Origin of the sequence: Olivibacter sp. LS-1, assembly GCF_008245145.1 — a bacterium.
GTDB lineage: Bacteria > Bacteroidota > Bacteroidia > Sphingobacteriales > Sphingobacteriaceae > Olivibacter > Olivibacter oleidegradans.
Map to the genome: position 1 here is coordinate 2,347,064 of NZ_CP041643.1, position 13,689 is coordinate 2,360,752.

Below are 13,689 nucleotides of genomic sequence, written 5' to 3' on the forward strand. Positions count from 1 at the left end.
AACTAAGATCTTTTTTCGATATCCTTATTTCAGTAGATTGACTTTATATAAATCTGTTCGTCTATCCTTCATGGTTTTTACCGTACCGTATTCGTGCAGTTCTTTTAGTGCATAGAGATCCACGTCGGTTAATAAAACCATCTCTGCATTTGGTGTCGCTTCGGCTTTTACGCCATTGGTAGGGAAGGCAAAATCCGACGGAGTGAAGACGGCCGACTGCGCATATTGTATGTCCATATTGTTCACTTTTGGTAAATTGCCAACAGATCCGGCAATGGCCACATAACATTCGTTTTCGATCGCCCGTGCTTGTGCGCAGTTTCTTACCCGTGTATAGCCATTTTGTGTGTCGGTTAAAAACGGAACAAATAGGATTTTCATCCCCTGATCGGCCATGATCCTGCTTAGTTCAGGAAATTCGACGTCATAGCATATCTGAATGCCTATTTTACCGCAGTCTGTATCAAATACTTGTACTTTGTCTCCACCGTACATGCCGTAATATTTGAGCTCGTTAGGTGTAATATGGACTTTGTTGTAGGCGTCGACTTTACCGCTTCGATGACATAAGTAGGTTGTATTATACAGACGATCATTGGCCGAAAGAGAAGGCATAGATCCTGCGATAATATTTACGTTATAGGAAACCGCCAAGCGCTGAATTTTCTCTTTGATTTCTTCAGTGTGTTTGGCCAACATGCGCATCGCCTCCCGTTCGGGTAAGTGGTTATAAGGCTCCATTAGGGGAGTGTTGAAAAACTCCGGAAAAAGCGCAAAGTCCGCACCATATCCGCTAACAACATCCACGAAAAATTCAATCTGATCGTAAAAGGCCTCAACATTATTAAAAAGGCGCATTTGCCACTGGATAAGACCTAAGCGAATGGTTTGCTTGGTAGGTGAAATCGAACTGGTTTTCGGTTCGTAATAGATATTATTCCATTCAAGTAAAGTAGCATATTCCAATGATTCACGGTCTTCGGGAAGATAGTTTTTTAGGATCTTTTTTACGTGAAAATCATTAGATAACTGAAAGGTTAGGGTAGGGTCATAGAGTTCTTTTTGTTTAACCTTTTCAATATACTGTTTGGGTGTAAGTGTATCCGCATGCTCATGATATTTGGGAATCCGCCCGCCGGCAATGATGCTTTTCAGGTTGAGCTGTTCACAAAGTTCTTTTCTCGCATCATATAGGCGCCTGCCCAGACGTAAATCCCTATAGTCCGGGTGAACAAACAATTCGATACCATATAAAACATCGCCTTCAGGATCATGGGTGTTAAACGTGTATTTGCCCGTAATTTCTTCGTACGAATGCGTTCTATCTGTTTTTTTAGAATCGACAATAATCGATAAAGCGCATGCAACCACATGGTCGTCCACTTCGACACACAATTGCCCTTCGGGAAAGATGCTCAACAAATGTTTGATGCTTGATTTGGGCCATATACCGCCCGCTGTGCCGTGATAGGCTTCAACCATAGAGGTTTTTAAATCATTATAATCTGAAAGTCCAAGTGGTCTTATGATGATGTTCATTAGAAAAGTAAAAAATAAAAATTCAAAAGCCTGCCTCCCGGAGGGATGGTAAAAACCCCGAAGGGCTCATTGATGCCTTAAAAAACTAACAAAGCATCAATAATTCAAAACCCCGAAGGGCTCATTGATAGCTATCTTATGTCTTGATACTTATATCTTGCATTCCAACTAGCTAAAATAACGTATTTCCTTTGGGATAGTTTGCTTTTCCCAGATGCTTGTAGGCCAGTTCGGTACATTCGCGGCCTCTTGAAGTTCGCATAATATAGCCCTCCTGAATAAGAAAAGGTTCATATACCTCTTCGATCGTCCCTTCATCTTCTCCTACTGCAGTAGCGATGGTTTTCAGTCCTACCGGCCCTCCTTTGAATTTATCGATTATGGTCAATAAAATCCGATTATCCATTTCGTCCAATCCATGCTCATCAACATTGAGCGCGTTGAGCGCGTATTGGGCAATTTTCGTATCGATATTGCCATTTCCCTTGATTTGGGCGAAGTCACGGGTTCTTCGTAGCAAGGCATTGGCAATCCGTGGGGTGCCACGGCTTCTCCTGGCGATTTCATAGGCACCTTCTTCGCTGATTGGTGTCCGTAATATCCCGGCAGACCGAAGTACGATGGTTGTTAAGAGTTTGGCATCATAATATTGCAAACGCGCATTAATGCCAAAGCGGGCGCGAAGTGGCGCTGTTAACAAGCCTGATCGGGTTGTGGCCCCCACAAGGGTAAAAGGACTGAGGGATAATTGCACAGACCGGGCATTTGGTCCGGTTTCGAGCATGATGTCAATTTTGAAATCTTCCATCGCCGAATAAAGATACTCTTCTACTAAGGGGCTCAGGCGATGGATTTCATCAATGAACAGGATATCACCCACTTCTAAATTGGTAAGTAGGCCAGCTAGATCACCGGGTTTATCTAATACCGGTCCGGAAGTAATCTTAATGCCCACGCCCATTTCATTCGCAATAATATGTGAAAGTGTTGTCTTTCCTAATCCGGGAGGGCCGTGAAGGAGTACATGGTCTAACGCCTCGCCACGAAGTTTAGCTGCTTGAACGAAAATCCGTAAATTTTCCAATATTTTGTGTTGCCCGGTAAAATCTTCAAATGCCTGGGGGCGCAACACCTTTTCTACCTCTTTCTCCGTCTTGCTGAGGTGCTCTGCATTGGGATTTAAATGTTCGTTCATGTTGGAAGCTTTTAGCCGTCAGTTTTTAGTTATCAGCTGTCTGCTTTAAGCCGGTGGCCGATAACTGACAGCTGATTGCTGATAACAAAAATACTAAAAAAATTAGAGGTTTTAGGGCCTGTTGTATTTTCTAAACCAACTGTTAACTTTCATCTGTATAACACCGAAGAAGGCCTCCCGAAAGATTTTGGTACTCATTTTTGATGTACCTTCCGTTCTATCCGTAAAAATGATCGGAACTTCCACTACTTTAAACCCATACTTCAAGGTGGTGAATTTCATTTCTATCTGGAAGGCATAGCCCACAAATTTGATCTTGTCGAGCGGTATAGTTTCGAGTACCTTGCGTTTGTAACACACAAAACCGGCGGTGGCATCACGAATGTCGGTCCCGGTAATCAATCGTACGTACCCCGAAGCAAAATAAGATATTAACACCCTTTTCATAGGCCAGTTTACCACGTTTACCCCTTTGATGTAACGTGATCCAATGGCCAGGTCGGCTCCTTCGATACATGCCTGCCGTAGGCGGATAAGGTCATCCGGATTGTGTGAAAAATCAGCGTCCATCTCGAATATATACAGATAATCTCTTTCTAGACACCAATTAAATCCATGGATGTAAGCCGTACCCAGCCCGAGCTTTCCTCTCCGCTCTTCTAAATGTAGGGAACCGTTAAACACTGCTTGTAAACCCCTTACAATATCAGCCGTTCCATCAGGCGATCCATCGTCAATAACTAAAATGTGATAAGGAAAAGAAAGCGAAAACACTTTGCGGATAATCCTTTCTATATTCTCCTTTTCGTTGTAAGTGGGTATGATAACGATGCTGTCTGACACGGCTTCTTTCCAGTTTTGGTTTTCAAATTACGAAAATAAGGAAATATTATGAGCTATCAGTTTTCGGCTATTAGATTTCAGTAATGTCTCGTTTCTGTTGCTGATAGCCTATTTCCGATAGCTCATTCCAATTATTTTACACCGTGCATCATCTTTTTTAGAATTCCTGAAATAAGAAACAGTATAAGTGCAGCTGTGCCGGAAAGCGTTACGAAAACCATGAAAAATTCATATAGATTATGAACGGTGAAGCCTACAAAAGTTGGGTAAACAATATCAATTTTCTCTTGCGCTAATATAGCCACTTGCTCTGCCGTCGGTTTTACGGCTCCGTCCAATATTCCCTGTAGGTCAATCCCTTTAGACGCGGCAAATTCGAATTTATCCCCTGTAGGAGGAATCAACGCTCCCAAAGTACCTGCTAGGGCGTAACCTGCTGCATTGCCTATAAACCACACGCCCATCAGTAGGGATGAGAAACGTTTAGGTGCGAGCTTGGAAACCAGCGATAACCCGATTGGAGAGAGGCACAATTCACCTAGTGTATGGAATAAATACATAATGAATAGCCAATGAACAGCCAGCTTGCCGGTCAATCCAATCTTGGCAACTTGAACGGCAATGATGTAGTAACCAATGGCTAGTAACAAGAGTCCGATAGCCTGTTTAACAGGAGAAATTGGCTCCAGATTACGTTTTTGCAACTTTAGCCAAAGCCAGCTGAAAGGAAGGGCAAATATGATGATGAATATGGAATTGGCGTTTTGAATAAAACTAGGCGGAAGCTGATAGCCCAAGAAGTTTAAATCAGTCTGTTTATCGGCAACGAAGGTTAGCGATGAGCCCGCTTGTTCGAAAGCTGACCAAAAGAAAATGACGAAGAATGCGATGATGTACATCACTACAATACGATCGCGCTCTATTTTGGTAATGGTTTTATCCGTTAATATCAGAAAAGCTAAGCTTAAGGCCGAAGCGTATATAAAAGGGTAGACCCAGCTTTTAATGGGATTTGGATCGAGTGAAAGGAAGTGAAAAATAATATACAGAACTACCAATACCAACAGGGATGCCACAATTGAGCCTGTCGTAAATTTTGCCTTTTCCGATTCTTCTTCCGCTTGCTTATGATCGGGATGAAAAGAAGGTTTGGCACCAACAGGCTTTCCATCGGGTGACGTTACGTATTTGTTCTTCAGGAAAAAAAACATAACGGTACCCAAAAACATCGCTAAGCCGGCCGCCAGAAATCCCCATTTAAAGGCTTCGACCACACGCACGTCACCCACCTTAACGTCACCCAGGAAAGGGCATACAGACATCCCGAGAAATGCGCCTACATTGATACCCATGTAAAAAATGGTGAAAGCGGAGTCGAGCCTGTTATCTCCTTTATTGTAGAGTTGGCCTACCATCGAGGAAATATTGGGTTTAAAAAAACCATTTCCAACGATAATAATAGCTAAAGCAGTCCACATCACAAATTTTGCAAGATCGAGATTAGATGCATAGACTGATCCGCTAAAGAATAGGCACAACTGGCCAATACCCATAATTGCTCCACCTAGTAGGATACAGTTTCTGTTTCCCAGATAACGATCTGCAATATAGCCTCCAATCATGGGAGTCAAATAACTTAGACCGAGAAAACCGCCATAAACAATTGAGGCATCTTTGTCTGAAAAAGCAAGCGCGTTAACGAGAAATAATGTAAGTAACGCCCGCATCCCGTAAAAATTAAAGCGCTCCCACATTTCCGTGGTGAACAGTACATAAAGTCCTTTGGGATGACTTTGCTGGTTTGATTGTGGTTCTTGTGATAATGTTTTCGTTTGATTCATGTTGTTGATTTGTTTAAAGGTTGATTTTAAACTTATTACAATGTTGGTTTTTTGTTTTTTGTGTGACCTTAGTGTATTTAATAAATGGCGCAAGATAGCTAGACCGCCTCATTATAACAAAATTTATCTGCTAATAATGGAAAAAAACAGAATAGAAATTCTTTCGACCCTGCGCCATCTCGATCTTATATTTATAAGTTTTTCATTATAAAATCAGTCATTTTACTATATAGGTGAATGCTGGTGTTGCCACCGTGAATTCCATGGTTTTTATTAGGATAGTAAGCTTGTTCAAAGGGCTTATTAGCTTGTATTAGCGCTTCGGAGAACATAATGCTGTTTTGAAAATGCACATTGTCATCACCGGTACCGTGGATCAAAAGGAATTTGCCCTTTAAACGATCTGCGTAATTGATAGGAGAGTTGTCGTCATATCCTTGCGGATTTTCTTGTGGGGTACGTAGGTATCGTTCGGTATAAATGCTGTCATAATAGCGCCAGGTAGTGACGGGGGCAACCGCAATAGCGAGCTTGAAAATATCGGCACCTCTGGTAATACAGAGCGATGCCATATAACCACCATAGCTCCAACCCCAAATACCGATTCTTTCAGGATCAACATAACGCTGTTTGGATAACCATTTCGCCCCTTCAATTTGGTCTTCCGTTTCAAGTCTGCCTAAATTGAGATAGGTTGATTTCTGAAATTCTTCACCTCTGAAACCGGTTCCCCGATTATCTATACAGGCCACAATGTAGCCTTTTTGTGCTAAGTAATAGAACCATAAACTTCTGGATCCGGTCCAGGAATCGGTTACATTTTGGCTCCCCGGGCCGCCATAGACATACATTAGGACCGGATATTTTTTACTTGGATCAAAATCAACCGGCTTAACGAGATAGCCATTTAAGTTGATGCCATTTGCGGTTGAAAATTGAAAGAACTCCGAACCTTTTATGCCGTATTGGTCAGCGATTTGTTTGGCTTTCTTATTATCTTCCAACACACGTACAAGACGGCCATCCTTGTCATTTAATGTGATATAGGCGGGTGAATGGGTATCGGAATGATTTAGAATATAATAACTAAAATCGGTACTAAAGGTGGCACTATTGGTGCCTGGGGAGTTACTAAGTTGTTTTTTGTTTTTACCGGTTACATCAATGGCGTAAATATCACGCTGAAGAGGTGATTTTTCGGTCGATTGATAATAAGCGGTTCCGGTTTTTTCGTTGACACCATATAATTTGGTAACAAGCCATGCGCCTGCCGTTATTTGACGTATCTTGTTTCCGTCCATATCATAAAGATAAAGATGGTTGTACCCGTCGTGTTCGCTTGTTAATAAGAATTGCTTGCCATTTTGTAGGAAAGTGAGGTCGTCATTGACATTAATATAGTATTTGTTTTCCTCCGTGAGTACCACTTTCGAAGTGCCGGTGGTTACATCCGCAAATAGGTAGTCGAGCTTATTTTGGTGCCGATTCATGCGCAACACGCAAAGCAAATTTGGGTTTTGCGTCCATTTTATGCGAGGAATATACTGGTTTTGCTCATTCCCAACTTCAATGCGTGTTGTCTTCCCATCTGCCAATTGATAACAATGTATGCTTACAAGCGAATTTTTCTCTCCTGCTTTTGGATATTTATATTGATACTCGCGTGGATACAATTGCTCGAATATCGTCATCGAGTATACCGGCACCTCGGTTTCATTGAATTTATAATAAGCAATTTTTTTGCTGTCAGAACTCCAGAAAAAGGCCTTTGCAAAAGCAAACTCTTCTTCATACACCCAGTCAGCCCCACCGTTTATTATCTTGTTGGAAGCCCCATCTTGGGTGATTTGCACTTCTTGTAGGTTAAGCAGGTCTTTAATAAAAATATTATTATCACGTACAAAGGCTACTTTACTACCATCCGGTGAAAAAGTGGCAAACTGCTGTTTTCCTTTTGAAGACACTTCCGTAATTTTCTTTGAAGCTAGATCAAAAACATAGTAATTGGCTTTTGATGATCGGCGATAAATCGGTTCACTATCGGCAGCAATAAGCACTTTCGTTTCATCCTGATTAAAATCTGTACTGAGTGGCAGCTTTTTGCCTTTAAATATAATATCCTTTTCGGTATAGATCGCTTCGACAATTTTACCGTCGCGGTAGTTGCTTTTGGCTACATAAGCGATTTTAGTTTCCGGATTGCTTTCTATCGATACATATGTTTTTCCATCTCGAAGTGAACGTAAGCCGCTCACCGTTTTGGTATCAAAGGTGCCCTTCTGAAAAATATCCTCAAGTGTTATGTTTTTAGGAGGTTGGGCAAGCGCTGTACTTCCCATAAGCATCAATATGATTAAAGGTAGTTTCATTTTATGGTATTATAAATATGTAATTTGTCTTTGCAAGGTTTAGTATGCTATTCTGAGTTCTTTGCTATAGCGGTGTTATTAATAGATATTGTTTTAATGAGACAGCAAACATGGCGTCTAAATTACAAAATATCATAGGAAATCTAATTATTGTAATAGCATTGTTGAATTTATACCAATGCAAAGCGCTTAAAGAACGCTTAGTTTTCATTCTTCAGTGGTAAGTCCTCTTCCAATATCAGGTAATCGGTTTTGATCTTCCATGCATCGTAGCTCATGTCAGGGCCATAGTGCTCAAATTGCCCCTTCAAGGATGGTGTGGCTGGTGCTAGGTGATCCATTACGATCCGATCTTTGTCCTTTTCGTACTTCATTAACATCGTAGCACGGGCATTATAACTATAAATCAACCGGGAGGCCGTAGCAAATGCAGGGTCTTTGAAAATTTTCTTACCAAATGCAACGGAAGATTCAGTAAGATGAAGTACATCAATTACTTTCTGTGTCACCTTAGGTGTTGTGCCGCGCCAACCCAATAGTAGGTAATGCTGAGGTAAACCCTTCATGGGAATTATATCATAATATTGGGCCCCGTACCAATTGTTATTGTCTAGAGAGGCTTCCTCCGGTTTATCTATAAGAGGAGATTTGTCAACCAGTGCCTTTAAACTGAGCGATCCATCTTTTGTTCGCCATTGGATTGCTCCGTAATATCTATAGGAGCCGTCATTTAATCGGATATGCCATGAAAAAATGCGGAAATTGTTTTTCGGCTCTCTTCGAATGGCTATCATCTGTAAGGTATCCAGGTTGGTATCGTCGATCGAATGCGGACTTTTTAAGTATTGGACTAAGGTTTTAATGAATATGTAATTGGCTTGCAAACGCTCCGGTTCGTTGGTTTCGTTATACATTTTGTAACCCAAGTGGTTCAAGCTATCGAGTAACACATGATTGACTTCGATCGTTTGAGCCCTTAAACCTGATATGTAAATGATTGATATAAAAAATAAAAGTAGCGGTGCCCGTTTAGCATTTAGTTGCATATTTTCAATTTCAAGCTTTACTATTATGACAATCGTTCAATTACGAGTGCACTCGCACCGCCTCCGCCATTACAAATTCCTACAACGCCGAGGTTTCCGTCTTCCTGTCGCAGAACTGATAGCAGTGTTACCAAAATACGGGCACCGGAGGCACCCAGTGGGTGCCCGAGCGACACAGCACCTCCATAAATATTAACCTTTTCGGGATCAAGTTGAAGAAGCTGATTATTTGCGATCGATACCACAGAAAAGGCTTCATTAATCTCATAATAATCAACTTCCTTTGCCGATACCCCGGCTCGTTCTAAAGCTAGTGGAATTGCCTGTGCCGGGGCGGTAGTAAACCATTCCGGATCTTGCTGTGCGTCCGCATAGCCTAAAATACGGGCCAGCGGTTTAACACCAAGCTGTTCGGCCTTTGTTTTGCTCATGAGCACCAGTGCTGCAGCGCCATCGTTTAGTGTAGAGGCATTGGCTGCCGTAACGGTGCCTTCCTTCTGAAAAACGGGTTTTAATGAAGGAATCTTGTCGAAAAAAACATTGTTTATTTCTTCATCGGTGTCAATAGTTGTTGAATTTCCTTTTTTATCGGTTACCTCAAGAGGTATGATCTCCTGTTTGAACTTGCCATTCCGTTCAGCTTTTTGAGCTCGTTTATAAGAACTAATAGCATATTGATCCTGTTCTTCTCGGGAAATTTTACAAGAAGAAGCACATAATTCGGCCGCTGACCCCATATGGTAATCATTATACACATCCCACAGACCATCTCTGATCAAGCCATCAATTGCCTGTTGATGGCCTAATCGATACCCTGTTCGAGCTTTATCTAGATAATAGGGTACATTGCTCATGCTCTCTGTGCCGCCGGCAATGATGATATCTTGATGACCTAAAGCTATGCTCTGAGCAGCGAGCATTACTGCTTTTGTTCCGGATGCACAGACTTTGTTGACCGTTGTTGCAGGAATATTTCCCAGTCCAGCCAATTTAATGACCTGGGTAGCCGGAGCCTGCCCTAGATTGGCTGATAATACATTACCGATATAAGCTTCCTGTATGTCGTCGGCTAATAGGGAGGCTCTTTTTACCGCTTCTTTTACGGCAAGTCCCCCCAATTGTGTAGCTGTAAAGCCGGCAAGACTGCCTCCGAAACTACCAATAGGCGTTCGAGCAGCAGAAACAATGTATACTTCGTTTGTCATGTGGAATGTATTGGTTATGAAGACAAGATAGTCAAAATCTAAATTTTTTGCTAGTCATCCGAACTTTTATTGGTATCATCGGTTTTTCGCCGCATCTTTTTCCGCGTGCGGAGTGCTTCGTGTAATATATACTCGATTTGACCATTGGTGCTTCGAAATTCGTCGGCGGCCCAAGCTTCTAATTCTTTCAGCATATCCGAATTGATTCGTAAAGCAAATGCCTTTTTATCTCCCATAATACATCAGCTGGCGAATGTCTCGCTACTTTTAATTATAAAGTGTTCCGGTATTGACTACCGGAGAAACGCTCTTCTCTCCACATAATACAACCAGTAGATTGCTCACCATGGCTGCTTTACGTTCCTCATCAAGTTGCACGATATCTTTAGCAGATAATCTTTCCAATGCCATTTCAACCATTCCTACAGCGCCCTCTACGATTTGCTTTCGAGCAGCTACCACTGCGGTAGCCTGTTGTCTTTGTAGCATGGCACTGGCTATTTCGGGCGCATAAGCCAAGTGTGTTATCCTTGCTTCGATAACGTCTATACCGGCCCTTTCCAGTCGTTCGTTAAGTTCTCTTTCGAGCATTTGGCTAACCTGTTGTGCGCCATCTTTTAGCGTGATAGTTGCTTCTTCGTCTTCAAAGTTATCATATGCAAATAAATTGGCCAAATGTCGTACTGCAGCTTCGCTTTGCACTTGAACGTACTGAATGTAATCGTCAACTGCAAATAACGCTTTTGCGGTATCTTTTACCATCCATACCGTAACGGCTGCTATTTCTATCGGATTTCCCAATTTATCATTTACTTTCATTTTATGCCCGTTTAGGTTGCGCGCTTTTAGTGATACTCTCTTCCTGACCGCAAACGGATTGATCCAAAAGAAGCCTTCCTTTTTCACTGTTCCGATATAATCTCCGAAGAGAATCAGCACGTTTGAGTCGTTCGGATTAATAACCGTAAGACCTTTAAGGATCGCCAACGAAATCGGAATGCCAAGAGCAACCATCCAAGTGTTATTGTACACGGCGCCGGCAAAGATCGCAATTGCAACAATCAAAAGCACAACAATAGCTATATAGCCTGATACCGCAGTAGTAGATTTTTCTTCTTTCATGATTTTCATGTTTTATAATGATATCACAATGATATCAAAATAAAATGAAAAAATCAAAAAAAGAGCTCGCGTTAACAGGATAAAATATTCATAAGAATAGACCAAAAAAAACCTTCGTTAATATAAGTCTCTTGTTAAATGTCTTGTGTTTGGCGCGCAAAATTTTATGGGCATCTCCCTATATAAAACAATTTTCTATAAGTTTGTATTAGGTTTTAAAGAAATCAAATCAAAAAAGTGTCAAAAAATAGAAGGACTCCATCTGTATATTCAAATAATCCGGCCGTTTTTAAATATGGGATGATGGTGCTCAGCGTCATCGTTATCTGCATATTTTTACCAAAACAACCGCGGTTTAGGTTTGAGTACGAAAAGGGTAAAATATGGATGCACGAAGATTTAATCGCACCCTATAATTTTGCCATCCTTAAAACGCCGAACGAGATAAGGGCAGATCGAGAACAAGTGCTTGAATCTGTATATCCCGTTTACGATAACCATACAGAAACCAAGGGGGAGGAGACTGAACGCTTTTTAGCTGAATTTGAAGGAAAGTGGAAGGGAAGTGGGCAGGAAGATCGGGAGATGGGGCTCTATAGTCAAACAGTCACGCAAATTTTAGCACATATTTATGATCGTGGAGTTATTGGACTGACTAAAAAGTTCCAAACAAAAGGAGAGCATTATAATTTTAATCTGGTAACGAATAATATAACGGAAAAAAAGAACACAGCGGAAGTATATACCAGAGAAACTGCCTTAGCCTATGCCAACAGTATCATCGATTCTAAAAGCAGTATAACTGAAAAAGATTGGTTAAAAAGCTTAGTAAGCGATTATATACAGCCCAATTACGTTTACAATGAGCGTCTTACGGATAAACTGATTGCCGAGGCTATTAATAATATATCTACTACTCGGGGGATGGTTCAACGCGGAGAGTTGATAGTAGCAAACGGCAGTATGGTGAATAACGAAGTTTTTCAGAAGGTCGAATCGTTGCGAATGGCTTATGAAGAAGAAGCAAAGATAGGTGGAGACAGAAATGTGGTGGTGATCGGGCAATTTCTAGTAGTAGGATTGGTTGTCACCTTGTTAATGGTTTTTCTTTATCTCTTTAGGATTGACGTATTTTCCAATAATCGTCTATTGTCCTTAATTTTATTGGTGGTTACCGGAATGTTGATCGTTTTATCATGGTCCCTTAAATTAAAGCTGTCAAGTTTATACTACATTCCGTTCTGCATCGTACCGATCATCGTTCGCATTTTATTTGACACGCGTTTGGCGCTCAATATTCATCTTCTCATGGTGTTGGTATCGGGTTTCTTTGTGCCTAACAGCTTTGAATTTGCCTTTTTACAAGTAACTGCCGGGATGGTAAGTATATATAGCATTAAGACATTGATTAAAAGAGAGCAATTTCTGATTTCATCGGTGATTATTTTGCTTACCTATTTTGTGGCGTATCTTGGTATAATCTTAATCCGGGATGGTTCGATCGAAGATGTAGGTTATGCTTCGTTTGTTCCATTTATTGTCAGCGTTGGCTTGACCTTGTTAGCGTATCCGCTTATTTATGCATTTGAGCGACTATTTGGTATCACATCGGACGTAACCCTTATGGAGCTCACCAATACCAATTCTTCCCTATTGCGTGAATTATCCTATAAGGCACCGGGTACTTTTCAACATTCATTACAAGTTGCAAATTTAGCCGAAGCGGCCATTTATAAAATTGGCGGAAACGCCTTATTGGTAAGAGCAGGTGCTCTCTATCACGACATAGGTAAAATGCAAAATCCACAATATTTCATTGAAAATCAGACAAAGGGATATAATCCACACGATGGGCTAACCTTTGAGCAAAGTGCTCAGATCATTATTTCACACGTAAGTAAGGGCATCGATATGGCGCATAAACACCAACTGCCGGAGTCGATCATTAGCTTCATTCGGACACATCATGGAACTACCCGTACCGATTATTTCTATAATGCTTTTATTAAAGCGCATCCTGATAAAATCGTTGACGAGCAAGTTTTCCGTTATCCCGGGCCCATTCCTTTTTCAAAAGAAACTGCCGTTTTAATGATGGCTGATTCGGTAGAGGCGGCTTCCCGGAGTATTAAGGAGCCTGATGCAGAAAATATAAGTAACTTGGTCGATAAAATTATTGATGGTAAATTAGCGCAAGGACAGTTGCGAAACAGTAATATAACGCTACAGGAGGTAGAAGCCATTCGAGCCATATTTAAGCGAATGCTGATGAGTATTTACCATGTGCGGGTAGATTACGATGTGAAAAAGACTAGAGAAGTTGAATAAGTCGCTCGCAAGCAAACTTGGTAATAGCCATTAAACACAAAAACCCGACTTCATCGGGTTTGCTATTGTTTGGCGGTGAGGGCGGGATTCGAACCCGCGGTACCGTTTCCAGTACGACAGTTTAGCAAACTGTTCCTTTCGGCCTCTCAGGCACCTCACCTCCCTTTTGGGATTGCAAACCTAATACAAAAAATTATTATT

10 protein-coding genes and 1 tRNA gene are annotated in these 13,689 nt (G+C 41.3%); 1 reads left to right on the top strand and 10 read right to left on the bottom strand.

Annotated elements, in window-relative coordinates:
* Window positions 1–24 precede the first annotated feature (24 nt).
* The 9 genes from FKG96_RS09385 to FKG96_RS09425 all read right to left on the bottom strand — a co-directional run bounded on the left by FKG96_RS09385 (window position 25) and on the right by FKG96_RS09425 (window position 11,160).
* The gene (locus tag FKG96_RS09385; RefSeq protein ID WP_013665744.1) at window positions 25–1,539 is read right to left on the bottom strand and encodes a carbon-nitrogen hydrolase family protein; all 1,515 of its coding nucleotides are present in this window, start codon (window positions 1,537–1,539) and stop codon (window positions 25–27) included.
* Window positions 1,540–1,711: 172 nt separating this feature from the next.
* Complete coding sequence (gene ruvB / locus FKG96_RS09390) at window positions 1,712–2,734, bottom strand: Holliday junction branch migration DNA helicase RuvB (RefSeq protein ID WP_149105367.1); 1,023 nt, start codon at window positions 2,732–2,734, stop codon at window positions 1,712–1,714.
* Between the two features lie 111 nt (window positions 2,735–2,845).
* Entirely contained in the window at window positions 2,846–3,577 is a 732-nt protein-coding gene (locus FKG96_RS09395; protein WP_130856966.1) for a polyprenol monophosphomannose synthase, read from the bottom strand.
* Window positions 3,578–3,708: 131 nt separating this feature from the next.
* Window positions 3,709–5,418, bottom strand: a complete 1,710-nt coding sequence (locus FKG96_RS09400) for a peptide MFS transporter (RefSeq protein WP_130856968.1) — start codon at window positions 5,416–5,418, stop codon at window positions 3,709–3,711.
* A gap of 191 nt (window positions 5,419–5,609) precedes the next feature.
* The gene (locus FKG96_RS09405) at window positions 5,610–7,787 is read right to left on the bottom strand and encodes a S9 family peptidase (RefSeq protein ID WP_149105368.1); all 2,178 of its coding nucleotides are present in this window, start codon (window positions 7,785–7,787) and stop codon (window positions 5,610–5,612) included.
* Window positions 7,788–7,987: 200 nt separating this feature from the next.
* Window positions 7,988–8,701, bottom strand: coding sequence for a hypothetical protein (locus FKG96_RS09410; protein WP_168204545.1), 714 nt, complete (start codon window positions 8,699–8,701; stop codon window positions 7,988–7,990).
* A 155-nt stretch (window positions 8,702–8,856) separates the two neighbouring features.
* A complete protein-coding gene (locus tag FKG96_RS09415; RefSeq protein WP_149105370.1) occupies window positions 8,857–10,038 on the bottom strand; it encodes an acetyl-CoA C-acyltransferase in 1,182 nt (393 codons plus the stop codon).
* A gap of 50 nt (window positions 10,039–10,088) precedes the next feature.
* Window positions 10,089–10,274 (bottom strand): Arc family DNA binding domain-containing protein, encoded by a 186-nt coding sequence (locus FKG96_RS09420; RefSeq protein ID WP_149105371.1) that lies wholly within the window; start codon window positions 10,272–10,274, stop codon window positions 10,089–10,091.
* 31 nt (window positions 10,275–10,305) lie between these two features.
* Window positions 10,306–11,160, bottom strand: a complete 855-nt coding sequence (locus FKG96_RS09425) for an SPFH domain-containing protein (RefSeq protein ID WP_013665752.1) — start codon at window positions 11,158–11,160, stop codon at window positions 10,306–10,308.
* A gap of 237 nt (window positions 11,161–11,397) precedes the next feature.
* Between FKG96_RS09425 and FKG96_RS09430 the strand changes: the two genes are divergently transcribed.
* Window positions 11,398–13,488: an HD family phosphohydrolase gene (locus FKG96_RS09430; RefSeq protein ID WP_130856975.1), complete on the top strand. Its 2,091-nt coding sequence runs from the start codon at window positions 11,398–11,400 to the stop codon at window positions 13,486–13,488.
* A gap of 70 nt (window positions 13,489–13,558) precedes the next feature.
* Here FKG96_RS09430 and FKG96_RS09435 read toward each other — a convergent pair.
* Window positions 13,559–13,648: transfer RNA gene (locus tag FKG96_RS09435), tRNA-Ser, on the bottom strand.
* Window positions 13,649–13,689: the final 41 nt, after the last annotated feature.